Here is a 25422-nt window from a genome sequence, read left to right as displayed (position 1 = left end):
CCAACGCTTAACCGGTCTGTACGAGATGGGCAAATCGCGGCGGCATGTTTTCCTTCAAAGCCGCGCCGCGCCCCGAAAGGCTTGGGTTGGTCATGAAGTAGCTCTGTGCGCTGAACGGCTCCTGGCCCTCCACCGGCTTGATTCGTTCCGAACTTCCATCGGGGCGCACCCGCCAGCTCTGCAGGTTGTCCTTCAGATTGGCGACCATGATCTGGTCGAGAATCTGCTCATGCACCGTGGCATTGCGGATCGGCAGCATCGCCTCGACCCGGCGGTCGAGATTGCGCGGCATCATATCCGCCGAGGAGATATAAACGGCTGCATTGCGGTGCGGCAGGCCGTAGCCGGCGCCGAAGCAATAAATGCGCGAATGCTCCAGGAAGCGGCCGACGATGCTCTTCACGTGGATGCGCTCGGAAAGATGCGGCACGCCGGGGCGCAGGCAGCAAATGCCGCGCACGATCAGGTCGATCTCGACGCCGGCCTGACTCGCCTCGTACAGCGTGTCGATGATCTCCGGATCGACCAGCGAGTTCATCTTCATCCAGATCGCCGCGGGCCGGCCTTCCTTGGCGTGATACATCTCCTCGCGGATGTGATCGAGGATGCGCGCCCGGATCCCGTGCGGCGACAGCGCCATCGCCTCCAGCTCCATCGGCTCGGCATAGCCGGTGACGAAGTTGAAGATGCGCGACAGGTCGTGGCCGGTGGCCCGGTCGGCGGTGAAGAAGGACAGATCGGTGTAAATCTTCGCCGTCACCGCGTGGTAGTTGCCGGTGCCGACATGGCAATAGGTGACCAGCTCGCCCCGCTCGCGCCGCACGATCAGGCTGAGCTTGGCGTGGGTCTTCAGCTCCAGAAAGCCATACACCACCTGGACGCCGGCGCTTTCCAGATCGCGGGCCCATTTGATGTTGGCTTCCTCGTCGAAGCGCGCCTTGAGCTCCACCACCGCGGTAACCGACTTGCCGGCCTCGGCCGCCTCTTTCAGCACCTCGATGATCGGCGAGCTCTTGCCGGTGCGGTAGAGCGTCCATTTGATCGCCACCACATCCGGATCGGCAGCGGCCTGCTTGAGGAATTGCAGCACCACGTCAAAGGATTCGTAGGGGTGATGCACCACGATGTCCTTCTCCCGGATGGCCGCGAAGCAATCGCCCTGATGCTCGCGGATACGCTCCGGAAAGCGGCTGTTGAACGGCTTGAACTTAAGGTCCGGCCGGTCGGAGACGATCAGCTGCGAGGTGTCGGACAGACCGATCAGCCCCTTCTGCACGAACACCTCGTCATCGGTGACCTTCAGCTCCTGCATCACGAAGCGCTGCAGCCGCGGCGGCATGGTGTTCTCGATCTCCAGCCGGATCACCGATCCGCGCCGGCGGCGCTTCAGCGCCGATTCGAACAGCCGCACCAGATCTTCGGCCTCTTCCTGCACTTCCAGATCGCTGTCGCGCAGCACCCGGAAGGCGCCCTGGCTGCGCACCCGGTAGCCCGGGAACAGCCGGTCGACGAAAATCGCCACCAGCGTCTCTAGCCGGATGAAGCGGATCTGGTCGGAATTCTCGCCCTGCGGCAGGCGGATGAAGCGGTCGAGCATCGGCGGGATCGGCATCAGCGCGTGCATGGCGCGCAGCGACCCCTCCCGCACCAGCTCCAGCCCGAGGGTGAAGCCGAAATTCGGGATGAACGGGAACGGGTGCGCCGGATCCACGGCGATCGGCGTCAGCACCGGGAAGACGTCGTCGACGAAATAATGCTCCAGCCACTCGCGCTCCTGGGTGGTGAGCTGATCGGCGCCGACGATATGGATGCCGGCCTCGCCCATCAGGCTCTTCAGCTTGACCCAGTTTTCCTGCTGCTCGGCGGTCAGCTCGGCGACGAAGCGGTTGATGCGGCTCAGCTGCTCGGCGGGCGTCAGCCCGTCCTGGCTCGGCGTATCGATTCCGGCCAGCACCTGGCCGCGCAGGCCCGCCACGCGGACCATGTAGAACTCGTCGAGATTGGTGGCGGAGATCGACAAGAAGCGCAGGCGCTCCAGCAGCGGATGCCGCTCGTTCTCGGCCTCCTCCATCACGCGCTTGTTGAAATAGAGCCAGGAAAGTTCCCGGTTGAAGTAGCGGCTCGGCCCGAAAGCGGCCACGCCTTCCTTCGCCTTGGAGGCGCCGTCCTCCCCGGCTTCCGCCCCTCCGGATCCCATGCCAGATCCCATGGACGCTACATTCTCCGGTAATGTCATCAACTGCCTCGCCGAACTAACGTAATGCTTCTCATTCCCTGAAAGCGGCAACTTCCGGGCTATTTCCGGCATCCTACACCAGCAAAGTTATCATTGCTGTTACAAGCCGCGCCCGGAATCTCAAAGATTCCGCTGGGCCAGATGGCCGGCTAGCCCGCCGAAGGATCGCTTCGGAGCGCCTCGGCGGCGAGCTGCCGGCTGATCTTTCGCCCCGTCGCCAGCGCCACCTTGTCGACCGCCGCCACTGCCCGGGCCGCGCCTTCGAGCGAGCGCTCCACATGCAGGGCGAGGTAATCCAGCACCTTCGGCTCGACATCGAGCTGGCGGTCGGCGAAATGCTTCAGCATGACCGTCTTCAGCAATGCATCGTCCGGCACGCCGATCTCCACCAGCGGCAGCGCGTTCAGCCGCGACAGAAGATCCGGCAGGGAAACATCCCAGCGGGCGGGCGGCTTTCGCGCCGTAATCAGCATCGGGATATTCCGCTCCCGCGCCGTATTGATGATGTGGAACAGCGTCTGGTCGTCATAGCCGGCCCGGTCGGCATCCTCCACCACCAGCGCCGGCGCCTCCAGCGTATCGAGCGCGGTCAGGCTCGCCGCGTCGGGAGACAGTGCCACCGCCCCGGAACGCGCCTGCCAGACCCGCACCAGGTGGGTCTTGCCGCTCTTCGGCGGACCGACCAGAAGCTGAATACCTTGCGGCCAGTCGGGCCAGGCATCGACCATCTCCACCGCCAGGCGGTTGCACTGGCTGACCAGAAAATCCTCCGCGCCGAGCGCCGTGCGGTGCGGCAGGTCGAAAACCAGCTGCGCCCGAATCACGACGTCGACACTCCCGACCCGCGCGGGGCCTTCAGGTCGTCGCTCTGATGCTGGCGCCGCGGCGGCTGCACCGGCTCGTAGCGGGCCATCAGGCCGAGCCAGCCCCAGAAATACGCCGCCGCCGAGACGATGGTGAGGAAACCGGTGACCCAGATCAGCACCGCCACCACCTGCTCCAGCCCCAGGCCGAGACCGAGCTCCGCAAGCACCAGCCCGGCCAGCACGATCTGCGAAAAGGTGTTGATCTTGCTGATCAGGATTGGCTGCACCGCAACCACCCGGCCCAACACCCAGGACAGCATAAAGGCGCCGACGATCAGCACGTCGCGGCTGACCACGGCGATCACCAGCCAAACCGGAAGCTGCTCGGAGAGCCCGAGCGTCACATAGATGCTGACCAGCAGCGCCTTATCGGCGATCGGGTCGAGATAGGAGCCGAGCTCGGTCTGGCAGCCGAACTGCTTGGCGATATAGCCATCCGCCGCGTCCGAGATACCGGCGACAACAAACAGCATGAAAGCAAGCGTCATCTCACCGGCGATAATCGACCAGATGACGAATGGCACGAGCACGATGCGCACCAGCGTCAGGGCATTTGGAATGTTCACGATCACGTCTTAACCGCCGTTCTCATGGCTGTTCGGACTGCTTCGTAGCAGATCCGCATCGCCCCTAACGGTCCTACTCTAAACTCCACGCAGCTTCGGTCTTGTTAATAGGACCGAACCACATATCCGCTCATGCCCTGCTCCAGATAGAAGCCGTTCTGGGCGAGCTGATCCTCGAAAGCCTGCATCGAACCGGCATAGCCGAAAGTGACGAAGGCATTGTTGGGCGACAGCGAATTCACCGCCAGGCTCTCCACCCCCGGAACCGAATTGAGCCGTTGGCGCATCTGCTGCCAGCCATCGAGGCCGGCGAATTCCACCGTCGCCGAAATATTCTGCTTGGCCGCCGCGGCAGGCATCTCCATCGGCGGCGGTGCGGCCGGCATGGGCGGCGGCATCGGGGCTGCCACCTGCTCCTCCTGCCCGCCGAAGAAATTGCTCAAGAACCCGCCGCGCTTTTTTTGCCGGCGCGGCCGCTGCTGCTGCATGGAGACCTGGGCGGTGGTCGCCTTCCAGCGATTTTCGATCTCGCTGTAATTCATCTGCGCCGCACGCAGCGCGGCCGCCTGGATATCGCCGTTCTCGATCGGCTCCATCTGGCTGGAATCGACGTCGCCCGTGCTGTCGGCGCCATAGAGCCGGGTGACCAGCACCTGGCCCACGGCCGGATCCGACCCGAGCTCGGCGATCGCAATCACCAGCGGCCCGCCGCCATACTGGTTTTCCAGGAACTGAAACGCGTTGTAATCGCCATTGAGGATGGCGCCCAGCCGCTCGGTGGTGAGCCAGTTGATCGGCGTGACCACGGTCGCCGGCGCCAATCCGTGCGATAGGTCGAGATTGGCCCAGGAATTATACCAGCCGAACGGATCGTCGCCCTGCACCTGACCGTTCAGAACGATAGGCAGAATCTTGATCTCCGGCGCGCGCTGGTCGTTGATCATCAACCCGCGCGAAGCCAAAAGCTGCTGCACCGCAGGCGGGCTGAAGCTGACCCCGAGCGTGGCGATATAGCGGGTGGTGGAGTAGCGCTCCGACTGGATCGAGACGCCGGTGACCAGCCCTTCGATCTCCTGAGCGCTGAGTTTCGGCAGCTGGGCGTAATCGCTCGGCGCGACCAAACGTTTCAACAGGATATCGGCGCCTTTGGCCTGGGCCTCGGCCATGGCCTTCTTCTGGGCGGCAACGGCATCGGACGCCGTCACGTCGACATCGATACTGTCCACGTCATAGAGGCTGGACGCGGCAAATGCCGGCCCGGCGCAGGCAAGCGCCAGCCCCAACCCTGCAAGAAAAACCAAGTATCTCAAACCCAAAAACCCCTCATCTCCCGGACCCAAGTCTATCCATGGCCGAAGTCCATTCATGACTTAAGTCCCTGGCCGAGCCGATACAAAGGCCATTCGCGCCGCACTGACAAGTGGCATGCGCCGATTCCCCCGACTCTCACAGAGTTAGTCGGAAAATTTCCGCCGAAATATGACGCTAAACGGTCTAGGATCAAGCCGCGCGAATTCCAGCCGAAACGGCCGAAACAGAGGGAATCCGGCATGCCACCCCCCATCGGCGAAGTCCTTTGCGAGTTCGATGCGGCACTTGCCGAGACCCCGCACAGCTATGAGCGGCTGATTGCCGCTTTCCGCGCCCTCAAACTGCCCGCGGACGTCTCCGCCGCGGAGCTGAGCCATTTGCTGGCCGTTTGCTACCGGATTCTGCAGCTCGACAGCGCCGAGCCGCCCCTCGATCTCACCGGCGATCTGGAAGCTTGGCAAATCGGCCATCTCGCCGCCTGCGCCCGCTCCGACATCGAAGAGGTGATGTATGACCGGAACGCGCATACCCGCGCCTGGATCGCCGAGCGCCGGGCCTGGTTCGCAGCGGGAGACAAAGAAACGCCGGAGGGGCTGAACGATAGCCAGCTTCCCCCGGCCCTCGACATCCCCTGGGACAAGGCAACGGCAGCACAAGAAATCCGCCCATTCCTAAAAGCTTACGAGGCCTATTTCGACGAAAATCCGAATTTCCATTTCCAGCTTTGCTGGTATGTCAGCCGCGACGGCTATCCGGTGTTCAAACAAGTCGTCGCAGATTGGATGGCCGAGCTTGCTGCCAAGAGCCTCGGCACCCCCGGCATGGCGGAGGCGATCGCTCAGGCCGGCCGGCTCTACGACAAGGAAGAGCGAGACGAAACCCTCTCCTGGGTGCAATGCGCTGGGGACGTGCTGTCGCTGCTCGATCACCCCCACCCGATGGTCGCCGCGGCTAGCGCCCGCTATCTCGGCTGGCTCTACGACAACAGCATCGACGAAGAGCCCGGCGCGGCGCGGCTTGCCGATATGCTGAAGGACCTCGCCGCGCGGCCGCGCTACCGGGCCGAGCTTTGCGGCGCTTTCGTCTGCGGCTTCGACAGCGCCTGCCAGGGACTTTACGGGCTGAAGGCCGATAAGCGGCTGGAGGGCGCCGGCTTCGACCTCGACCGCTGGGTGCTCGACGGGCTCGCGCCTGAGAAGGAGGAGATCTACCTCCCCAACGCCCAGGCGCTCTGGTTCTACGTGCACGAGCATTACTGCGCCGATCCGGCCTTCGTCACCAAGCTGATCGAGGCGGACCGGGCCTGGATCGCCATGATGTGCGCCACCGAGCTGAACGAGAAGGTGGAAGGCATGGACGCCGTGCTGACGCGGCTCGCCAAGGATTCCGATCCGGAAATCGCCAGCGGGGCGCAATATCACCTGATGCGCTATTATGCCCACGGCGATTAGGGCGCGATTCGGGGAAGGCTTCGAGCTTCTGCTTGACTGAATCGTTTCGGGCCGATTGTTATGCGCCAGAAGCCGCAAAGCCCCCGAAAGCCCGGAGTGACGGTGCCCACCAACGCCGATAAATCCAAACCGCTGACCTACCGCGATGCCGGCGTCGATATCGATGCGGGCAATGCGCTGGTGGACGCCATCGGCCCCCTCGCCAAAGCCACCAAGCGGCCCGGCGTGATGGGCGGCATCGGCGGCTTCGGCGGCCTGTTCGACCTGAAGGCGGCCGGCTACACCGACCCTATTCTGGTTTCCGCCACCGACGGCGTCGGCACCAAGCTGAAGCTCGCCATCGAGGCGGAAGATCATACCACGGTCGGCATCGATCTCGTCGCCATGTGCGTCAACGATCTGATCGTGCAAGGCGCCGAGCCGCTTCTGTTTCTCGACTATTTCGCCACCAGCAAGCTGGATCCGGCTCATGCGGCGCAAGTCGTCGCCGGCATCGCCGAAGGCTGCCGCCAGGCCGGCGCCGGCCTGATCGGCGGCGAGACCGCGGAGATGCCCGGGCTCTACGCGGAGGCCGATTACGACCTCGCCGGCTTCTCGGTCGGCGCAGTGGAGCGCGAGCAAATCCTGCCGCGCACCGATCTTGCGGACGGCGACGTGCTGCTCGGCCTCCCCTCGTCCGGCGTCCATTCCAACGGGTTTTCACTGGTCCGCCGCGTCGCCGAGCGCGTGAGGCTAACCTGGACCGACCCGGCGCCCTTCGCACCCGATACCAGCCTGGGCAAAGCACTGCTCACCCCGACGCGCATCTATGTGAAACCGGTGCTGCAGGCGATCCGCGACACCGGCGCGGTCAAGGCGCTGGCTCATATCACCGGCGGCGGTCTGACCGAGAACCTGCCCCGGGTGCTGCCGGAGACGCTCGCAGCCGAGATCGATCTTCACCGTATCGACGTGCCGCCGGTCTTCGGCTGGCTCAAATCCGGTGCCCATCTCGACGATGCGGAGATGCTGCGCACCTTCAATTGCGGCATCGGCCTCATCATCGTCGCCAGCGCCGCCGAGGCAGATGCGGTGACGGAAGCCTTGCGCGCAGGCGGCGAAGCGCCGGTGATGCTCGGCACCCTCGCCCCGCGCGGCGACGGACCGGCCGTCCTCTATCAGAACAGCCTGCGCTTCGAGGCCTGACGCCGATGGAAAAGAAACGCGTCGGCGTGCTGATTTCCGGCCGCGGCAGCAATATGCATTCGCTGATCGAGGCGAGCCGCCATGAGCCGGATTACCCGGCCGAGATCGCGCTGGTGGTCTCCAACGTGCCCGACGCGCCGGGCCTCGCCAAGGCGGACGCCGCCGGCATCGAGACCATCGCCCTCGATCACCGCCTATTCGACAGCCGCGAGGAGTTCGACGCATCTCTCGACATGCTGCTGAAACAGGCCGAGCTCGATCTCCTCTGCAATGCCGGCTTCATGCGCCTGCACACCGAAGGCTTCGTCGAAAGCTGGCGCAACCGCCACCTCAACATTCATCCCTCGCTGCTCCCCGCCTTCAAGGGGCTGCACACCCATGAGCGGGTGATCGAGGCGGGAATGACGGTTTCCGGCGCCACGGTGCATTTCGTGCGCTTCGAGATGGATTCGGGGCCGATCGTCGATCAGGCCGTCGTGCCGGTGCTAAATAATGACACGCCGGACAGTTTGGCGGCGAGGGTGCTCGATGCCGAGCATCTGCTTTACCCGCATGCGCTGCGCCGTGTGGCATCCGGCGAAGTTTACGTTGAAGACGACAAAATCGTCGTAAATCAAGCTATTGCCACGAAATCTCCGCCTTTCGACCGTCCCTAGCGGCGGACCGGCCCGAGCAAAAACGGCCCAAACCCGGCGCGTATCGTCGCGGAGCGCATAGTTACCACATGGCAACATAATGGTCAGACTGCGGCCTTGGCGACATAGACAATCCGGCGCCCGCGGTGCTAGAGGACAATCTAAATCTTTCAACGGTGCCTATTGCTTGTTCAAATGCGGAAATGCCGGCACCAGCACATGACGAAGCCGCTTCCGCTGCGCAACAATATCGCAACCGGTGAATATGCGGTGACCCGCACCAGGGGCTTCATCAAAAGGGGAAGGTGTACATGGTGGACATGACCGTCACCTACGCTCCATCACATGGTCTAGGCGAAGAGCAGAGCATCTGGTTCAAACTCTCGCCACTGCTTGCCCAAGAGAACCCGATGCAGGTTCTGATGCGGTTGAGCGACAAATATAACGGCATCATTCCGGTCAATCTGAAGAACCAGCGCATCGTGCTGCTCAGCAAGCCGGAGCACGCCCAGCGCGTGCTGGTGGAGAATGCCGACAACTACACGAAATATTTCGACGGGCTGCGCCCGATCTTCGGCAAGAGCATGATCACCATCGACGGTGCGCTCTGGCAGAAGGTGCGCACGCCGCAGCAGCCGGCCTTCCACCCGGCGATGTTCGAGCAGTATTTCCCCTATCTGATGGATTCCATCCGCGGAAAGATGGCGCGGTGGGAAGAGCTGGCGAAATCCGGCGAGACGGTGGAGATGGTCGAGGAGACCTGGACGCTCGCCGCCGACATGGTCTGCAAGGCGCTGTTCGACCGCGAGATGCCGTTCAACCCGCATTTCATCTTCCAGCAGGTGAAGACCTACACCGATGTGGGCAACCACAAATCCATCCGCCTGCACAAGGTGAATGGCGAGCTTGAGGAGATCACCCAGGGCGACGTGGCCAAGGCCATGGAAGTCTGGGACGGCGTGCCCGACTCGGTGATCGGCTCCGGCATTCTGGAGCACCGCGAAAAGACCCTGCTGCGCATGATCGAGGATGCGGCGAACGACCCGGACTTCCCGGAGTTCGACCACCGCCAGGCCATCGACGAGATGAAGCAGTATCTGTGGGCCGGCACCGAGACCACGGCGCTGACCCTGGCCTGGTCGCTCTATCTGCTATCCCTGCATCCGGAGTCCCGCGAGCGCATCCGCGAGGAAGTCCGCTCCGTCTGCGGCGAACGCGATCCGGAATGGAACGAGGTCAACCAGCTCACCTACACCCGCATGGTGATCCAGGAGACCATGCGCATGTTCCCGCCGGTCTGGGCCCTGATCCGCATCGCTCAGGAAGAGGATGAGATCGACGGCCAGAAGATCAACCCCGGCGACAAGGTGGTGGTCTGCACCTACATCCTCCACCACAGCGAAAAATACTGGACCAATCCGGAGGCATTCGATCCGGAGCGCTTCTCCCGCGAACGCATGAAAAAACGCGCCAAATACAGCTACCTGCCTTTCGCGGCCGGTAAGCGCGCTTGCATCGGCGGGGCGCTCTCCCAGATCGAGAACACCCTGGCTCTGGTGCAGCTGCTGCGCCGCTTCACGCCGGAATATGTCGGCGAAGGACAGCCCAGGCTGAACGCCACCGTCACCCTAACGCCGCGCGGCGGGCTCCCCTTCCGCATCAAGCCGATCGAGGCCGGCGCTTAGCGAGCCGCTTTCAAGACTTCCAAACGACAAAACGCCGGGCTCAAGACCCGGCGTTTTTGATTCCGACGATAGATGGCATGGCGCGAGACCACATGGCGCCCGCTAAAGGAGCATGGCCGGTCCTCCCCCCTGAAAGGGGGGAGCTAGAGGGGGGGCGCATCTAAAACGCGGCGGTCTTCAGCCGCCGCTTCCGACCCCCACCCCGACCCTCCCCCTTCCAGGGGGAGGGAGCAGGCCTTGCGCTCAGGCCAATCGGTGGGCCAAGCGCCTTAGCCCACGAGCTCCTTGTTGGAGAAGCACATATCGATCTCCTTCTTGGCGTTCTCGACACTGTCGGAGCCGTGCACGGAGTTGCGCTCGATATTGACGCCAAGCTCCTTGCGGATGGTGCCGGGCTCGGCATCGACCGGATTGGTCGCGCCCATCACCTCACGGTTCTTGGCAACGGCGTTCTCGCCCTCCAGCACCTGGATCACGATCGGGCCGGACGTCATATAGGCCACCAGCTCCTCGTAGAAGGGGCGCTCCTTATGAACTTCGTAGAATTCCTTGGCGTCCTTCTTCTTCCACCAGACGCGCTTGGAGGCGATCACCCGCAGGCCGGCATCCTCCAGCTTGGTGATGATCTTGCCGGTGATGTTGCGCTCGGTGGCGTCGGGCTTGATGATGGACAAAGTACGTTCGGTGGCCATGGCCAAATACCTCTAAAAACCTCTAGACTCTGGGCGGCTTATAGCTGCCGCGCCGTTGGGCGGCAAGCCGCACGGCGCCGCGGTCACAGAACAGGATCTCAACCCCGTCGAAAGCCCACGAGAAAGCCCATCGGAGCACCCACGAGACCGCTTATGGCCTATGCCGCGCTCAAGCTTCTGATCACCAGCGTGCTGATCGTCCTGATCTCCGAGATCGGCAAGCGCAACGCCATAGCCGGGGCCATCCTCGCCTCCATCCCGCTGGTCTCGGTGCTGGCCATGATCTGGCTCTATATCGACACCAAGGACGTGGAGAAGATAGCCTCGCTCGCCTCCGGCATCGTCTGGCTGGTGCTGCCCTCTCTGGTGCTGTTCATCGCCCTGCCCCTGCTGCTTCGACGGGGGGTGGAGTTCTATCTCAGCCTCGGCATCTCCATCGCCCTGACCGTGGCGGCGTATTTCCTGATGCTGGAAGCGCTGAAGCGGTTCGGACTCAAACTCTGAAGACATAAAGCCAACCGATTCCCATCATTGGCGAAATCGAAGCCCTATCGCGGTGAGCGCGAGCATCGGCAGAGCAATCGGAAATCGTGCTGGAGCCGGTCAGGCTCTCTTCTGCCAGCGCCCGGTCTCGTCCTGCTGCCAGTAGCTGATCTGAAGCCCCTGGGTCTTGGCCTCCTGCCACTGTCTGCGGGCATCGGCCGTGGCCGCCTCGTCGCGTCCGTCGAACAGCACCACGATGCGTTCGTAGCCAGTCGGATCTGAAAGCGGCGCATTGTCGACCAGGAAGCGGATCGCCGCCCCGTTGGGGTTGTCGTCCTCCAGGGTCAGATAGATCGGCTGGTCGGCGGCATGGCCGTCCTTCGGACCGCCATGGGGCAGGAAGCTGCCTTGCGAATAGGTCCAAAGATGCGAGTTGAGGTGGTCCAGCCGCTCCTCACTGCTCGCCTGCACCACGGCGCGCCAGCCCCGCTCCAGCGAGCGCTCAAGCAGAATGGGGAGCACCTCCTCCAGGGTCCGCTGCTCCAGATGGTAGAAATAGAGCTCAGGAGCCCCCTCGCTCACCTCCGCCCCTCCTTCTCGTAAGGATTATCCCCTTTGCGAAGATGCAGCCGGATCGGCACGCCAGGAAGATCGAAGCGCTCGCGCAAGCCGTTCACCAGATAGCGAAGGTAGGACTCGGGCAGCGCCTTGGGCCGCGAGCAGAACACGACGAAGGTCGGCGGCCGCGCATTGGCCTGGGTCATGTAGCGCAAGCGCACCCGGCGTCCGGCCACATGGGGCGGCGGATGCGCCTCCACCATCTCGCCCAGCCATTCGTTCAGCTTGTGGGTGGGAAGCCGCCGGTTCCACACCTCGTCCGCCGCGAGCACCGCCCGCATCAGCCGGTCGAGACCGCGCCCCTTGAGCCCCGAGACCGGCACTAGCGCGACGCCCTTGGCCTGAGGCAGAAGCCGCTCGCACGCCTCACGCGTGGCTTTGAGGAACTTATCCTTATCCTCCACCAGGTCCCATTTGTTGACGGCGATGACCAGGGCCCGTCCCTCGCGCACGATCAGATCGGCAATGGTGAGATCCTGCTTCTCGAAAGCCTGCTCGGCATCGAGCAGCAGCACTGCGACCTCGGCAAAGCGGATCGCCCGCAAGCTGTCACCGACCGAAAGAACCTCGGCCCGGCCCTCCACACGCATCTTGCGCCGCAGCCCGGCCGTGTCGAACAGGCTGATCGGCCGCCCCTCCCATTCCAGCGGCACGGAGATGGCATCGCGCGTGATGCCCGCCTCGGGCCCGGTGATCATGCGCTCTTCGCCGAGCACCGCATTGACCAGGGTGGATTTGCCGACATTGGGCCGGCCGACGATGGCGATACGCAACGGCCGGTCTTCCGGCCTTTCGGAAACGCTCTCCCCATGGGCCTTGGCCGCATCCTCGATGGCAAGGATCAAATCGCCGATGCCCAGCCCATGCTCGGCGGAGATCGCGAGCGGATCGCCAAGCCCCAAGCGATAGGCCTCATACAGCCCCGGCTCCGCGGCGCGGCCTTCGCATTTATTGGCCGCAAGCAGCACCGGCTTGCCCGAATCGCGCACCAGCTGAACGAACATCTCGTCCGCCGGAATCACGCCGGCCCGGGCATCGAACAGGAACAGCACCAGATCGGCCTGCGCGACGGCGGCTTCGGTCTGCTTGCGCATATTGGCGGGCAGCGGATCGTTGCTGTCTTCCCAGCCTGCGGTATCGATCAGCCGGACCTCGGCATCGCCAATCGGCCCTTCCCCCTCGCGGCGGTCGCGCGTCAGCCCCGGCTGATCGTCGACCAGCGCCAGGCGCCGGCCGAGCAGCCGGTTGAACAGCGAGGACTTGCCGACATTCGGCCGCCCCACAATGGCAACGGTAAAGGGCATGGATCGCGCTCAGGTTTAAGGGGAGCCGGAAGGAATTCCGGCCCGAAAAAGAGAAGCTAGCTCAGAGCGATCCGCTCCGCATCTTCTGCATAGGCGAAAAAGGCCGCAAAAAACGCGTCGGCTAGACCGGCGGATACGGCAGCGCCTAATTGGCCGGGCTCTCAGCTTCGCTGTCGGCCGGGGTCTCGGCGCTCTCGTCGGCCGCATCGCCGCGAGCATCGGGCGCACTCTCCGCGCTGCCGGATGCGCTTTCATCCGCCGCAGGCGCCTCTTCCGAGGGCGTCCCTTCCGAAGGTGTTGCATCGGAAGAGCTCGCTGCAGCAGGCGTCTCGCCGGCGGCCTTATCCTCGCCGGCACTCGAAGCCGCGGTCTCGCCCGCCAGCAGGGTCAGCATCATATTGGCCCGCTCGCGCAAATTGTTCGGCGTGCCGCTATCCACCATCAGCGCGCTGAAATGCTTCTGCGCCGCCTCGATGTCCTTCAGCCGGTAAGCGGAAAGCCCCAGCAGATCCTGCGCCGAGTAGCGCCAGGGATTGTCGGCAGCAAGCAGCCCGTTCAGCCGCCGCTCCATCTCCGCGTAATCGGCCCCCGGCAGGCGAAGACTCGCCGCCTGGATCGTCGCCTCGTTGCGTAGAATGGAATCGACGCTGCCGTCATTGGCGATCGCGTCGTAAGCCGTCACCGCCTCTTCCGTGTTGCCGGCAGCGACATCCTCAGCGGCAAGCCGAAACCGCGCCAGGGTCGCATAGCCGCTGGGCCCATCCTCGGCCAGCTTCTGGAACGCCTCGCGCGCCTTGTCCTTATCGCCGGATTCGGCCAGGGCCACGGCTTCGGTGAAGGAAGCGCCAGCAGTGTCCGCCTGGCTCTTTTGCCAGTAGACCCAGCCCTTATAGCCGGCGACCACCACCACAATCAGCAGCGCGAAGGCAATGACAAACGAGCCGTATTTCGCCCACAAAAGCCGATAGCGCTCGTGGCGGATGGCCTCGTCGACCTCGCGGAATAAATCCCCATCACTCATGGCTGAACCTTAAGGCGCTCCTATTGCGGGGGTTTTTGATTTGACGCTGCCCCGCCTTCCCTGCCCGCCGTATAGTCAAGCCGTGCGGCGGACGCAAGCCAAAGCAACCGGCGCGTGTCACCTTGCGTTTCGAAAGCGGCAGGCATCGACATGCGCCAAGGCACAGGCTAGCGGGAGGCGAGCTTGGGCTTTTTCTCGTATTCCGGCCCGTCCTCGTCCAGCATGTCATAGGTGTTTTCGGCGGCGGGGAAGCGGCGCGTCTTCACCTCTTGCGCGTAGCTCGACACCGCCTGGTCGATGGCATCGCCCAACTGGGCGTATTCCTTGACGAATTTCGGCACTCTCTTGGAAAGCCCGAGCATATCCTCCAGCACCAGGATCTGCCCGTCGCATTCGGCCGAAGCGCCGATACCGATGGTCGGGATCGGGATTTGCTTGGTGATGCGCGCCGCCAGAAGCTCGGCCAGCGCCTCGACCACCACGGCAAAAGCGCCGGCATCGGCGATGGCCTTGGCGTCGGCCTCGAATTTCGCCCATTCGGAACGGCGGCGGCCTTGCGCCTTGAAGCTGCCGAACATGTTCACCGCCTGTGGGGTCATGCCGATATGGGCCATCACCGGGATGCCGCGATCGGTGAGATAGCGGATGGTCTCGGCCATATGCTCGCCGCCCTCCAGCTTCACCGCACCGCAGCCGGTCTCCTTCAGCACCCGCGCTGCATTGCGGAAGGCGACCTGCGGGTTCTCCTCATAGGAGCCGAACGGCATATCGACGACCACCAGCGCATGGCCCGAGCCGCGCACCACCGCCTGGGCATGGCGGATCATCAGATCGAGCGGCACTGGCACGGTCGTGTCATATCCGTGCATCACCATGCCGAGAGAGTCGCCAACCAGCAGAAGATCGACATAGGGATCGATGATCTGCGCCGTATGGGCGTGATAGGCGGTCAGCGCCACGATGGGCTCGCCGCCTTTGCGTTTGGCGATATCCGGCGCGGTCAGGCGTTTTCCGTCAAATTCAACCGACACGTGATTGCTCCCAGGCTCGAGTAAGGGGCGTTTATGCCAGATATGGGGAGGTTTTTGCAGGGGCAAAACCGCGCGAACACTTAACCGGCCCGGCGGTTACCCTCGTCTAGGCGAGAAGAAGAGAGAAATGCTGCCGGCTCGACGCCGGGAATCGTCCAAAGCCCCACCCGCCGAAAAGCAAACGATTCAATCCATCCGCGCGTTATTAAACCGGCCTCAACCCTAATTCCATCGCATGTGGCGAAATGCTTGCAGGAAAATGGAACTTGCGCTCGGCTCAAGGCTTCCAAATGCGTGACGAAAAACGCCAGAATAACATCGACGACTCGGTAGGAGGCTTTTTCAGCAACAGGATAAGGACGATGCTCGAACTTCAAATGCGGTCCCTTTGCCGTTCCGGCGCTTTTGCCGCCGCGGCGCTCGCACTTGGTCTGACCGGCACGCCGGCCACCGCCTTCAACGATCTTCCGCCGGAAATGCGGCAAGAGGCGGCGATGCTGATGAAGCTGTGCCGCGAGGATTATAAGCGGCTTTGCCGGGGCACCCAGCCCGGCGGCGGACGCGTCCTCGCCTGCCTTCAGAATCAGAACGAGATGCTGAGCGACGGCTGCACCAGCGCCATGCCGCGCGCCGAAGCCTTGAAGCAAAAGGCGATTGCGGCCGGGGTGATGCCGCAATAACGCTGCGAAGAGGCGTTATGCCTAGTCGCGATGTCATCCGTTCTCCAAGCTGAGGCGGGCCGGAATCGGCTGCGTCGGGACCAATTCGAGCAATCGGCTGGGCCGCAGCGAAATGTTCTGCGGCCGGCCGCGCCGATCCCGTCCCCCAAACGCCTCGGCTTTTTCGGCGCCATCCGGGCGCTCGCCAATAATCCTCTGTCGGCCTTCGCAGCACCCGCCTATGAGGCGCCGGTTCTCGAGGTCACCTTCCTCAAAAGAATGCTGCTGGTCAGCGATCCGGATGCCATCGCGCGCATCCTGGTCGGCAATGCCGGCAATTATCGCAAGAGCGTCCAGCAGCAGCGCCGCCTGACGCCGGCGCTCGGCGACGGCCTGCTCACCGCCGAGGGCGAGACCTGGCGCAGCACAAGGCGCATCGCCTCCCCCCTCTTCACGCCGAAAGCCATCGAAGCCCTGCTTGGCGATATGCGTGGCGCGGCGGACGCCATGGCCGCGCGCTGGCGCGACCGCAAAGCGCCCGATACGCCGCTGGACCTCACCGCCGAGTTTCAGCGCCTGACCTACGACATCGTCTCCCGCACCGTGTTCTCCGGCGCGCTGGACGAGCACCGCATCAATATCCACGCCAATATGGCGGTGTATTTCGACACTATCGGCCGCATCGATCTGGCCAGCCTGCTCAACCTGCCCGACTGGCTCCCGACCAGAAACGCACGCCGGGTGAAGCCGGCTCTAGGCGCCTTCCGCGCCGTGGTGGACGAGGTCGTCGCCGCGCGGGTGGCAGATCCGGACCGGGAAAGCGCCGATCTCCTCGACCGGCTGATGCAGAGCCCCGACCCGAAGACCGGCAAAAGGCTGAGCCCCACGGCCGTCGCCGACAATGTGCTGACCTTTCTCGCCGCCGGCCACGAGACCACCGGCAATGCGCTGGGCTGGATCCTCTATCTGCTGGCGCTGGATCCGGAAACCGAGACCCGCATGCGCGAGGAGCTCGAGGCACTGCCCGGCGGCGTCGCCTCCCGCGAGGCTATGGACCTGCTCCCCTTCACCCGGGCGGCGGTGAACGAAGCGCTGCGGCTTTACCCGCCGGCCCCGTTCATGGGCCGCGAAGCGATCGGCGCCGACACGCTGGCAGGCCACGATGTGAAGCCCGGCACCGAGATCCTAATCTCGCCCTGGATCGTCCACCGCCACCGCGCCCTGTGGGAGGAGCCGGACGCCTTCAACCCCGAACGCTTTCTGGGGCAGAAGGAGGCGGACTTCCCCCGCGGCGCCTATCTCCCCTTCGGGCTCGGCCCGCGAGTCTGCATCGGTCAGGGCTTCGCCATCCAGGAAATCCTGACCGTGCTGGCGGCGATCCTGCCGGCCTTCCGCTTCCGCCTCGCCGACACCGCGGCCATCGTGCCGGAAGCACGCATCACGCTGCGCTCCCGCGGCGGAATCCCGATGATCGTCAGCCCGCGCTAAGCCCGCCGCCTGTCCTCTGATCGACGCAATTCTCGCTCCGAGCGGCAATCATTAATGTCATAATATTTAGCTTGCTTATTATATGCACGCTTCATATATGCAGGTTATCCTGAAATCTTCGAGAAGGCGCCGCGATGTCCACGGACCTGGCCAAACTCCGTCAAACCTTTACGCGCACCCTGATTTTGACCTCGCGGCAATGGCGGCGCATGGCCGACCGTGCCGCGCAGACCCACGGCCTTTCCGACGCGACCGCCCTGCCGCTCATCCTGATCGGTCATATGGCCCCGCCGCCCACGCAGACCGCGCTCGCCGAGGTGATGGGCGTGGAATGCGCAAGCCTTGTCCGCCCGCTGGATCAGCTCAGCGCCGCAGACCTCGTCGAACGTCGGGAAGATCCCAATGACCGTCGCGCCAAGACCCTAAGTCTGACGCCGGAGGGAGAGGCCATCGTCGCCGAGGTCGAAGCCACCATGGCCGGATTGCGCCAAGACGTGCTGGAGAATGTGAGCGCCGCGGACCTGAAGGCGGCACTCCGCGTCCTGCAGGCGATCCAGACCCATGCCGCTAAGCTGAGCGATGCCGAGGAGACCGAAGCGGCATGAGCGCACTGAGCTGGCGCGCCTGGGTCTTTGCGGGCAAGACCACCCTCGCCGCGCTTTTCGCATTTCTCTTGGCCATGTGGTTCGGTTTGGCGGAGCCCTACTGGGCCCTGACCACGGTGTTCATCACCAGCCAGCTGCATGCCGGCGCGACCCGGTCCAAGTCCATCTACCGTGTTTGCGGCACCCTCCTCGGCGCCGTCGTCAGCGTGATCATGGTCCCCAACCTGATCAACGCCCCGGAGCTGCTCTGCTTGGCCGTCGCCCTATGGGTCGGACTTTGCATCTACCTTTCGGTGATCGACCGCACCGCCCAAAGCTATATGTGGATGCTGGCCGGCTACACCGTCCCTTTGATCGCCTTCCCCATCATCGACACCCCAAGCGCAATCTTCACCACCGCGGTCGCGCGGACCGAAGAGATTACCCTCGGCATCCTGTGTGCGGGCCTCGCCTCGTCGCTGATCCTGCCGGAACCGGTGACACCGGCGATTACGCAGAAATTGGCGTCTTGGCTGCAAGAGGCTCGGGAGTGGGTGATCTCCGTCTTCTCGCCCAGCGATGGAACAAAGGATACGCCGGCCGAACGCCTGCACCTGGCCTCCGAGGCCGTGGCGCTCGATGCCCTGGCGGCGCCCTTTCGCCACGATACGGACAGCCGCGGCAAGGTCGAAGCCTTCGCCAATCTGCGGCAGCACATGTTGATGTTTTTGCCGATCATCACCGGTATCTCCCACCGCACGCGAATAATGGAGCGCGACGGTCCGCTGCCCGTGAGCGCCCGCTCAATGCTGGATGACGTCGATAGCTGGCTTACCAGCAACACGACCGATCCCGCCGAAGCCGAAAGCCTGAAGGCACGGATCGCCGCATCGGCGCCCAGCATCGGGCCGCGGCCGAGCTGGAGCGACCTGCTCATCTGCAATCTGGAAGCACGGCTGCAGGATTTCATCGATCTTCGTCAGGACACGCGCGCGCTGCAGCGCCATATCGTGCAGGCCGAGCCGATGAGCGAGCCCCTCGCCTTCCGCTATACGGCCAAGGTCCGCACCATCCGCCACCAAGACCATTATAAGGCCCGGATTGGCGCTGGAGCAGCCGTAGCCGCGGTCTTGGCCACCTCCGCAATGTGGATCTTGACCGGCTGGTCCGCTGGCTGGGCGGCCCCTCTGATGGCGGCCCTCAGCGGCAGCTTCTTCGCCGATATGGAAGATCCCGTTCCGCCGATCCTCGCCTTCGGCAATGCCGCCATTCTCAGCACCCTGGCCGGCGCGGTCTACCTGTTCGCGATTTTGCCCCGCGTCCCCAATGTCGAGATGCTCTTCCTCGTGATGACCCCGGGGTTGATGGCCTGCGCCCTGCTAATGACCCAGCCTCGCTATGCCTTTCTCGGCTTAGGTATCGCAGTTCTTGGAACCACCACGATGATGCTGCAGAACGGCTATACCGGCGACTTCAGCGAATTCGCCAATGCGTCCATCGCGCTGATCTCGGGCGCCTGGATGACGGCGATCCTGATGCGCCTGATGCGCAATGCCGACGCCGTCCGCACCGCAAACCGGTATCACGCCATCAACCGGCGGGACCTGGTTCAGGAGGCACGGCGCCGCCGCCCCCGCGAGAGCCTCGAGCTTGCGGCCAAGATGCTCGACCGCGTCGGCCTGATCGCGGCGAAGCTCTCCTCCTCCGGACAGGGCGCCAGCGCAATCACCTCCGAGCTTCTGGTCCAAACCCGTATCGGCATCAATCTCGTCGAGCTCTTGCGCGTCCGCCGCCAGCTCTCGCCCCGGACACGGGCCTGCATCGACCGGCTTCTAGACGCCTTGGCGCAGCATTTCAGCACCGAGTCCAAAGACACTCCGGCCCCAATCCTGGGCTTGCTCGACGACGCTCTCGACGCTGCGCTAAGAGAGACCTGCAGCGGCAGATCCTCCGCCGTGCTTGGCTTGGTCGGCTTACGCTGCATCCTGTTTGCCGATGCGCCAGCCTATGAGCCCCCCGCGCTTCTCATAGCGGAGGCCGCGGCATGAACGGCCAATTCGACCTCTATGGCGTCTTCGTGCCCAGCCTGATGGCCTGGATGCTGGCTGCATTTCTGCTCAGCGTGCTGCTCCGCCGCGTTTTGAACGCCGTCGGCCTTTATCGCTTCGTCTGGCATCGCCCGCTTTTCGATCTTGCGCTTTACGTGTTGCTTCTCGGTGCGGTCGTCGCGACCGCAAATGGATTCTCCCTATGATGCGTTTCCTCACGCCGCTGTCCCGGCTCGTTCTCACCCTTGTCACCGTCACAGCCGCCCTCGCGACCGCATACGGCCTTTGGGATTATTATGTTGAAGCCCCCTGGACCCGGGACGGCCATGTCCGCGCCGATGTCGTCGCCATCGCCCCGGATGTCTCCGGTCTGGTCTCGGCGGTGCTGATCAAGGACAACCAGCCCGTCGAACAGGGCGACGTGCTGTTCCGGATCGATCCGGAGCGCTTCAAGCTCGCCTTGCGCGAGGCGGAGGCCGAGGTGGAAGGAAGGCGTGCCGCCTTCGAGCAAGCCAACGCCGATTACCGCCGCTATGCCAAGCTGAGCGACAGCGCCGTCTCGCAGCAGAAGCTCGAATCCGCCCGCGCCGATAAGCTCACCGCCGAAGCCGACTATCATCAGGCGCTCGCGGCCCGCGATCTCGCCAAGCTCAATCTCGAACGTTCAGAGGTGCGCGCCTCGGTAAGCGGTCAAATCGTCAATATGGATCTTCAGCCCGGCACCTATGTCACCGCCGGAAACGGCGTCATGGCGTTGATCGACCGGGCCTCGATTCGTGTCGAGGGCTATTTCGAGGAAACCAAGCTGCCGCGCATCCATATCGGCGACCATGCCGTCATCCATCTGATGGGCGACGATGAGCGGCTCGAAGGCCATGTCGAGAGCATTGCCGGCGGTATTGGCGACAGCGAGAGGACCAACAGCAGCAATCTTCTCGCCGATATCGAACCCACCTTCGCCTGGGTGCGTCTGGCCCAGCGCGTGCCGGTGCGCATCAAGCTGGATGGCGTTGCCGACCCGGCCAAGCTCGTCGCCGGCCGGACAGCAACGATCTCGCTTTCCGCCCCGGCGCCGTAAGCGCTTTCATCCCGTCAGCAGAGCAACGGACCGGTCGCTTACTCCGCCGGCACCAGCTCGGCGTCGGAGGCGCCCTGCCCCGGCTTGGCCGCGGCGGCTTGCTTCACCGGCACAATCTTCACCGGCACGCCTTTGGAAGCCGGCGTGTTGCTGCGCTCGTCGCGATGGGCCAGCGACAGCAGCGGATTGGTCTCCGGGTAATAGGCGCCGCAGCAGCCTTGCGGCATGTCGAACGGCACCACTCTGAAGCCCGAGACCTTGCGCTCGATCTTGTCCGCCGCCGCGGCCTGGAACTCGATGATGTCGTTCTCGGCGAGCCCCAGCTCCTCGATATCCCGCTCGTTCATGAACACCACCATGCGCTCGTTGGTGATGCCGCGATAGCGATCGTTATTGGAGTAAACCGTGGTGTTGAACTGATCGTGGCTGCGCAGCGTCATCAGCTGCAGAATGCCCGAATCCGGAACCGTATCGTCGTTGTCTCTCAGATTCGGATTGAACAGGAAGTTGGCCTTTCCCGTCGGCGTGTTCCAGATCCGCTCCGAGGCACTGTTCGGCATGCGGAACCCGCCAGGCTCCAGGATGCGCGCATTGTAGTCGGTGAACTGGTCGGGGAAGACCGCCTCGATCTTGTCGCGGATCAGGTCGTAATCCTGAACCATCGCGTCCCAGTCGATATCGGCCTTGTCGGCCACGGTCGCCTTGGCGAGGCCGGCGACGATGAAGGGCTCGGAGCGCAAATGCTCGCTCGCCGGCTTCACCATGCCGGTGGAGCCATGCACCATGGAGAAGCTGTCCTCCACGGTGATGGTCTGGCGCCCGGTCTTCTGCCAGTCGGATTCGGTGCGCCCCAGCGCCGGGAAGATATAGGCGCGTTTGCCGGTCAGAAGATGGCTGCGGTTCAGCTTGATGCCGACATGCATGGTCAGCCCGATATCCTTCACCTTGGCGCAAACACGCTCCAGATCGGGGATGGCGCGGAAGAAATTGCCGCCCATGCCGAGGAAGACGTCGACCTTGCCTTCCAGGATATCCTCGCAGCATTCGGCGGTGTCGTTGCCCCACTCGCGCGGGCTCTCGAAGCCGAACACCTCGTCCAACTTGGCAAGGAACGGCTCCTTCGGCTTCTGATAGATGCCGACGGTGCGGTCGCCCTGCACGTTGGAATGGCCGCGCACCGGGCAAGGTCCTGCGCCGGGCCGGCCGATATTGCCGCGCAGCAGCAAGAGATTGACGATCTGCTGCATGGCATCGCCGCCGCGCCGGTGCTGGGTGATGCCCATGCCCCAGCAGCAGATCACGTTCTTGGCCTTCATATAGATGTTGGCGGCATGCTCGATCTGCGCCCGGGACAGCGAGGTGTAGAGTTCGATATCGGCCCAGGAGAGCTGGCGCACGTGATCGGCGAATTCCTCGAAGCCATGGGTGTGCTGATTGAGGAACGGCACGTCGAGAATGCGCGGACGCCCGGCTGCCTTGGCCGCATCGTCGGCCTCGATCACCAGCTTGCACATGCCCTGCATGGCCAGGATGTCACCGCCGGTGCGCAGCTGATAATAGCTGGAAGAGATGGTCTGGGCCCGGCCGGTCAGCATCTCCTTCGGGCTCTGCGGATCGGTGAAACGGATCAGCCCGCGCTCTTTCAGCGGATTGAACGAGACGATCGGCACGCCGCGCTTCGCCATATCGTGCAAATAGGCCAGCATGCGCGGGCTGTTGGTGCCGGGATTCTGGCCGATGATGAACAGCGCATCGCAATGCTTCCAATCGTCCAGCGTCACCGTACCCTTGCCGATGCCGATGCTTTCGGGCAGCGCCACCGTGGTGGTCTCGTGGCACATATTCGAGCAGTCGGGGAAATTGTTGGTGCCGATCAGCCTTCCATAGAGCTGCCAGAGGAAGGCGGCCTCGTTGGAGGTGCGGCCTGACGTATAGAGATTGACCCGTTTGGGATCGCAGCCGCGAACGAACTCGCCGATCTCGCTGAACGCCGTATCCCAGCTCACCGGCTCGTATTTGTCGGTCTGCGCGTTGTAGCGCATCGGATGGGTGAGCCGGCCCTGATCCTCCAGCTCGAAATCGGACCAGGTGAGCAGCTCCGAGACAGTGTGTTTGGCAAAGAACTCCGGCCCGGTCCGCTTGCGCGTCGCCTCCCAGGCGACGGCCTTGGCGCCGTTCTCGCAATACTCCGCCATATGCGGCTTTTTCGGATCGGGCCAGGCACAGCTCGGACAGTCGAAACCGCCCGGCTTGTTCATCGAGAGAAGGATCTTGTTGCCCTTCATCAGAATTTTCTGGCGGCTGAGATGCTTCTCGGTCGCGTTTACCGCGCCCCACCCGCCGGCGGCGTGCGCATCGTCGTCTGCCTTGTGTCCGTTGTCGGAAGACATGCTGTGTTCCCTTTCGAGGCCTGGCGTCCCCATGGCGGTTTCTCTCCGCCGCACCCGAATTTTGCGGTTAGGTTTCAGCTCCCCGTCGTCGATCGGGGATGTCGTATCGCAAGCTTATACGCGCGCGAGACGGCTACGGAACGCCGTGCGCTGATAAGTCTCATTCAATTTCAATTACTTATCCGGTAATCAGGATTCCCAATATTGGGCCTGTTACGGGGCGTCTCTTATCGCCCAGCCAATGCGCGGCTCGAGTAGACGAACGGGCTTGAGAGCGTTACCCCGACCGTGTCGAGCACATAAGCACCGGCTTTCTGGAAGGATTTGTTGTCGGCAGCCTCGGCCACCAGATGCGGATAGGCCGATGCCAAACCGACATAGCGGTCGTGATTGAGACCGTCCGACCCCTTGAACGCCGAGATATCGATCACCTCGACATGCGCCGACCGCGCGGCCGCCTGCACCCGCGGGTCTGCCACGTTCAACCGGCCGACCCGCTCGCGGTCGCCGGCGATACGGCTGGAAAATCCGAGCGCGCGATCGTCCGGAGAGACCAGCAGCGTCAGCGGCGGCGACATCGGCCCAATCACCTTCAGCTGCTCGGCGAACACATCGACATCGATATCCGGCGCCGCAAGCACGACTTCAAGCCGCCGGATCACGTCGTTCCGGCCGGTCAGCCGCAGCTGCCGCAGCGCCTCCATGGTGAGCCACGTCCCCATGCTGTGGGCGAAGACGGTGATGCGTCCGGTGCCCGGCTCGCGGGTAAGCGCAGTGAGCATCTGCACCAGACTGTCGCGGGAATAGGTGACGGCGTCCTTGTCGGCGACATAGCCGTTGAGCCGCGCCTCGGACGGCCAGGCAAACAGCACCGGCGCCGCCTTCATATCCGTATCTGCCGACATCTGAGCAAGCCGGAACAGAGCTTCCTGGAAATTCGTGTTGTAGCCATGCACGAGGACGCCGACGCGATGCCCCGGATATTGCGCAGCGCGGCGCGCGACATCGCGCGCGAAGCTACGCTGATCGAGGATGCTCTGATCCACCGTCACAAAATGCTTCGCCGGGTTGGGACGCCCGCGCGCCCACTCGACCTTGCCCGGCCGATGCCCCGGCGGGACCGAGATGGTGAAGGACGCATAGTTGGTCTGCCTGGCCCGCGCGACGGTGAACACATTGGAGCCGGATGCGGCCCGCGCCCGTGTCGTCGCCACCGCGACCGTCACCGTCTTGGCGCCCTGCACGGTTCCGCCGATCGGCCTCAGCACCTCCGGGCCCGGCCGCGCGCAGCCGCCAAGCACCAGCGCCAAAACAATCGCCGCGGCAATCCGCCAGTCGGCGCTCGCCGGACGCCGCGCGATAGCCCCCGGCCGCATGATCGTCGCCATACCCGATCCCCCGTTGGGAAAGTGACGTGTAAAACTAAGTCAACAGTCGTTGACTTAGTCCTAATGGGGTAAGCCTCTCGATGGCAATCGATTCTTAGCGAGCCTTTGATGCGTCATTCAGAAGCACAGACCACCCGGGAGCGGATCCTGGAAGCCGCGGTCCGGCGTTTTTCCGAAGCTTCCTACGAACAGACCGGATTGCGCGCCATCGCCGCCGATGCCGGCGTCGACGTCGCCTATGTGCATCGCTGCTATGGGTCGAAACAGGCGCTGTTCACCGCCGCGGTGAAGGCCGTTATGCGGCCGGAGCATATCCTTCCTGAGGAAGATGCCGATATCGCCGCGAGTCTCACGGAACGGATGATCTTAGGGGACACCAGCACAGACCTTCCCTATGGCATCTCGCCCCTCGGCATCGTGGTCCATTCCCTTACCAGCGCCGAGGCCACCGAGGTGCTGCGCACCCATATTCTGGAGAGCTTCATCGAGCCCCTATCGGCGCGCCTGAAACCGCCAGCGCCCGAACGGGCCGCCCTGGCCGCCGCCGTCCTCGCCGGCTTCAGCATTATGCGCGATGTGGTGCAGCTCGCTCCTTTGCAGGAAGACGGCAACGGCGCGCTGGAGCAGATGATCGGCCGTCTCTTCGCCGAGATTATCGCCGGCGACCTGACCGCACCCACCGGACGCCGCTAACGACGAAAGA

General features: G+C 63.8%; 23 protein-coding genes. 12 read left to right on the top strand and 11 right to left on the bottom strand.

The genetic code is table 11. The annotated features are described in order from the left end of the window. Positions 1–7: 7 nt before the first annotated feature. From HT051_RS07220 to HT051_RS07205, 4 genes are all read right to left on the bottom strand, one after another. A complete protein-coding gene (locus tag HT051_RS07220; RefSeq protein WP_246810215.1) occupies positions 8–2209 on the bottom strand; it encodes an RNA degradosome polyphosphate kinase in 2202 nt (733 codons plus the stop codon). Between the two features lie 176 nt (positions 2210–2385). After that, the gene (locus tag HT051_RS07215; RefSeq protein WP_246810214.1) at positions 2386–3060 is read right to left on the bottom strand and encodes a DnaA ATPase domain-containing protein; all 675 of its coding nucleotides are present in this window, start codon (positions 3058–3060) and stop codon (positions 2386–2388) included. Continuing rightward, positions 3057–3668 carry a CDP-alcohol phosphatidyltransferase family protein gene (locus HT051_RS07210; protein ID WP_174541410.1) on the bottom strand — a complete coding sequence of 204 codons (612 nt, stop codon included), beginning with the start codon at positions 3666–3668 and terminating at the stop codon, positions 3057–3059. Before HT051_RS07210 ends, HT051_RS07215 begins: the two co-directional genes overlap by 4 nt. 104 nt (positions 3669–3772) lie before the next feature. Further along, complete coding sequence (locus HT051_RS07205) at positions 3773–4978, bottom strand: DUF2066 domain-containing protein (protein WP_174541409.1); 1206 nt, start codon at positions 4976–4978, stop codon at positions 3773–3775. A 240-nt stretch (positions 4979–5218) separates the two neighbouring features. On the opposite strand from HT051_RS07205, the gene HT051_RS07200 reads away from it, so the two are divergent. The 4 genes from HT051_RS07200 (at position 5219) to HT051_RS07185 (ending at position 9935) form a co-directional block, all read left to right on the top strand. Then, the gene (locus tag HT051_RS07200) at positions 5219–6430 is read left to right on the top strand and encodes a hypothetical protein (RefSeq protein WP_174541408.1); all 1212 of its coding nucleotides are present in this window, start codon (positions 5219–5221) and stop codon (positions 6428–6430) included. Between the two features lie 96 nt (positions 6431–6526). Further along, positions 6527–7615 carry a phosphoribosylformylglycinamidine cyclo-ligase gene (gene purM / locus HT051_RS07195; RefSeq protein ID WP_371740602.1) on the top strand — a complete coding sequence of 363 codons (1089 nt, stop codon included), beginning with the start codon at positions 6527–6529 and terminating at the stop codon, positions 7613–7615. A 5-nt stretch (positions 7616–7620) separates the two neighbouring features. Next, complete coding sequence (purN, locus tag HT051_RS07190) at positions 7621–8271, top strand: phosphoribosylglycinamide formyltransferase (protein WP_174541406.1); 651 nt, start codon at positions 7621–7623, stop codon at positions 8269–8271. Between the two features lie 290 nt (positions 8272–8561). Continuing rightward, positions 8562–9935, top strand: a complete 1374-nt coding sequence (locus tag HT051_RS07185; RefSeq protein WP_246810213.1) for a cytochrome P450 — start codon at positions 8562–8564, stop codon at positions 9933–9935. 269 nt (positions 9936–10204) lie between these two features. Here HT051_RS07185 and ndk read toward each other — a convergent pair whose 3' ends face one another. Further along, positions 10205–10627, bottom strand: a complete 423-nt coding sequence (gene ndk / locus HT051_RS07180) for a nucleoside-diphosphate kinase (protein WP_174541405.1) — start codon at positions 10625–10627, stop codon at positions 10205–10207. A gap of 153 nt (positions 10628–10780) precedes the next feature. Between ndk and HT051_RS07175 the strand changes: the two genes are divergently transcribed. Then, entirely contained in the window at positions 10781–11131 is a 351-nt protein-coding gene (locus HT051_RS07175; RefSeq protein ID WP_174541404.1) for a DUF3147 family protein, read from the top strand. A 99-nt stretch (positions 11132–11230) separates the two neighbouring features. Here the strand turns inward: HT051_RS07175 and HT051_RS07170 are convergent, their stop codons facing one another. From HT051_RS07170 to panB, 4 genes are all read right to left on the bottom strand, one after another. Continuing rightward, entirely contained in the window at positions 11231–11692 is a 462-nt protein-coding gene (locus HT051_RS07170; RefSeq protein WP_174541403.1) for a DNA polymerase III subunit chi, read from the bottom strand. Beyond that, entirely contained in the window at positions 11689–13032 is a 1344-nt protein-coding gene (gene der, locus HT051_RS07165) for a ribosome biogenesis GTPase Der (RefSeq protein WP_174541402.1), read from the bottom strand. The genes HT051_RS07170 and der overlap by 4 nt, the downstream gene beginning before the upstream one ends. A 145-nt stretch (positions 13033–13177) precedes the next feature. Then, positions 13178–14053 carry a tetratricopeptide repeat protein gene (locus HT051_RS07160; RefSeq protein WP_174541401.1) on the bottom strand — a complete coding sequence of 292 codons (876 nt, stop codon included), beginning with the start codon at positions 14051–14053 and terminating at the stop codon, positions 13178–13180. 167 nt (positions 14054–14220) lie between these two features. Further along, positions 14221–15084 (bottom strand): 3-methyl-2-oxobutanoate hydroxymethyltransferase, encoded by an 864-nt coding sequence (gene panB / locus HT051_RS07155; protein ID WP_174541400.1) that lies wholly within the window; start codon positions 15082–15084, stop codon positions 14221–14223. Between the two features lie 362 nt (positions 15085–15446). On the opposite strand from panB, the gene HT051_RS15135 reads away from it, so the two are divergent. The 6 genes from HT051_RS15135 to HT051_RS07120 all read left to right on the top strand — a co-directional run bounded on the left by HT051_RS15135 (position 15447) and on the right by HT051_RS07120 (position 20941). Then, on the top strand, positions 15447–15764 hold the full coding sequence (locus HT051_RS15135) for a cysteine rich repeat-containing protein (protein ID WP_246810212.1): 318 nt from the start codon (positions 15447–15449) through the stop codon (positions 15762–15764). 30 nt (positions 15765–15794) lie between these two features. Then, complete coding sequence (locus tag HT051_RS07140; RefSeq protein WP_174541398.1) at positions 15795–17231, top strand: cytochrome P450; 1437 nt, start codon at positions 15795–15797, stop codon at positions 17229–17231. A gap of 134 nt (positions 17232–17365) precedes the next feature. Continuing rightward, on the top strand, positions 17366–17836 hold the full coding sequence (locus tag HT051_RS07135; RefSeq protein ID WP_174541397.1) for a MarR family winged helix-turn-helix transcriptional regulator: 471 nt from the start codon (positions 17366–17368) through the stop codon (positions 17834–17836). Further along, the gene (locus tag HT051_RS07130) at positions 17833–19863 is read left to right on the top strand and encodes an FUSC family protein (protein WP_174541396.1); all 2031 of its coding nucleotides are present in this window, start codon (positions 17833–17835) and stop codon (positions 19861–19863) included. Before HT051_RS07135 ends, HT051_RS07130 begins: the two co-directional genes overlap by 4 nt. Further along, positions 19860–20069 carry a DUF1656 domain-containing protein gene (locus tag HT051_RS07125; RefSeq protein ID WP_174541395.1) on the top strand — a complete coding sequence of 70 codons (210 nt, stop codon included), beginning with the start codon at positions 19860–19862 and terminating at the stop codon, positions 20067–20069. The genes HT051_RS07130 and HT051_RS07125 overlap by 4 nt, the downstream gene beginning before the upstream one ends. Further along, positions 20066–20941: an HlyD family secretion protein gene (locus tag HT051_RS07120; RefSeq protein ID WP_174541394.1), complete on the top strand. Its 876-nt coding sequence runs from the start codon at positions 20066–20068 to the stop codon at positions 20939–20941. Before HT051_RS07125 ends, HT051_RS07120 begins: the two co-directional genes overlap by 4 nt. Positions 20942–20979: 38 nt before the next feature. Here the strand turns inward: HT051_RS07120 and HT051_RS07115 are convergent, their stop codons facing one another. Further along, entirely contained in the window at positions 20980–23331 is a 2352-nt protein-coding gene (locus HT051_RS07115; RefSeq protein ID WP_174541393.1) for an FdhF/YdeP family oxidoreductase, read from the bottom strand. 227 nt (positions 23332–23558) lie between these two features. Next, the gene (locus tag HT051_RS07110; RefSeq protein WP_246810211.1) at positions 23559–24719 is read right to left on the bottom strand and encodes an alpha/beta hydrolase; all 1161 of its coding nucleotides are present in this window, start codon (positions 24717–24719) and stop codon (positions 23559–23561) included. Positions 24720–24827: 108 nt separating this feature from the next. Between HT051_RS07110 and HT051_RS07105 the strand changes: the two genes are divergently transcribed. Next, positions 24828–25412, top strand: coding sequence for a TetR/AcrR family transcriptional regulator (locus HT051_RS07105; protein WP_174541392.1), 585 nt, complete (start codon positions 24828–24830; stop codon positions 25410–25412). Positions 25413–25422: the final 10 nt, after the last annotated feature.

Origin of the sequence: Methyloligella sp. GL2 (genome assembly GCF_013341275.1) — a bacterium.
GTDB lineage: Bacteria > Pseudomonadota > Alphaproteobacteria > Rhizobiales > Methyloligellaceae > Methyloligella.
Note: the sequence above shows the minus strand (reverse complement) of the source record. Positions and strands in the feature narration are given on the sequence as shown.

Bases quoted from the DNA above. Each gene is read 5' to 3' on its own strand.
- HT051_RS07115 (WP_174541393.1), bottom strand. From the start codon at position 23,331: ATGTCTTCCGACAACGGACACAAGGCAGACGACGATGCGCACGCCGCC.
- HT051_RS07135 (WP_174541397.1), top strand. From the start codon at position 17,366: ATGTCCACGGACCTGGCCAAACTCCGTCAAACCTTTACGCGCACCCTG.
- HT051_RS07175 (WP_174541404.1), top strand. From the start codon at position 10,781: ATGGCCTATGCCGCGCTCAAGCTTCTGATCACCAGCGTGCTGATCGTC.
- HT051_RS07200 (WP_174541408.1), top strand. From the start codon at position 5,219: ATGCCACCCCCCATCGGCGAAGTCCTTTGCGAGTTCGATGCGGCACTT.
- ndk (WP_174541405.1), bottom strand. From the start codon at position 10,627: ATGGCCACCGAACGTACTTTGTCCATCATCAAGCCCGACGCCACCGAG.
- HT051_RS07185 (WP_246810213.1), top strand. From the start codon at position 8,562: ATGGTGGACATGACCGTCACCTACGCTCCATCACATGGTCTAGGCGAA.
- HT051_RS15135 (WP_246810212.1), top strand. From the start codon at position 15,447: ATGCTCGAACTTCAAATGCGGTCCCTTTGCCGTTCCGGCGCTTTTGCC.
- HT051_RS07110 (WP_246810211.1), bottom strand. From the start codon at position 24,719: ATGGCGACGATCATGCGGCCGGGGGCTATCGCGCGGCGTCCGGCGAGC.
- HT051_RS07105 (WP_174541392.1), top strand. From the start codon at position 24,828: ATGCGTCATTCAGAAGCACAGACCACCCGGGAGCGGATCCTGGAAGCC.
- der (WP_174541402.1), bottom strand. From the start codon at position 13,032: ATGCCCTTTACCGTTGCCATTGTGGGGCGGCCGAATGTCGGCAAGTCC.
- HT051_RS07160 (WP_174541401.1), bottom strand. From the start codon at position 14,053: ATGAGTGATGGGGATTTATTCCGCGAGGTCGACGAGGCCATCCGCCAC.
- purN (WP_174541406.1), top strand. From the start codon at position 7,621: ATGGAAAAGAAACGCGTCGGCGTGCTGATTTCCGGCCGCGGCAGCAAT.
- HT051_RS07125 (WP_174541395.1), top strand. From the start codon at position 19,860: ATGAACGGCCAATTCGACCTCTATGGCGTCTTCGTGCCCAGCCTGATG.
- HT051_RS07130 (WP_174541396.1), top strand. From the start codon at position 17,833: ATGAGCGCACTGAGCTGGCGCGCCTGGGTCTTTGCGGGCAAGACCACC.
- HT051_RS07120 (WP_174541394.1), top strand. From the start codon at position 20,066: ATGATGCGTTTCCTCACGCCGCTGTCCCGGCTCGTTCTCACCCTTGTC.
- HT051_RS07220 (WP_246810215.1), bottom strand. From the start codon at position 2,209: ATGGGATCTGGCATGGGATCCGGAGGGGCGGAAGCCGGGGAGGACGGC.
- HT051_RS07140 (WP_174541398.1), top strand. From the start codon at position 15,795: ATGTCATCCGTTCTCCAAGCTGAGGCGGGCCGGAATCGGCTGCGTCGG.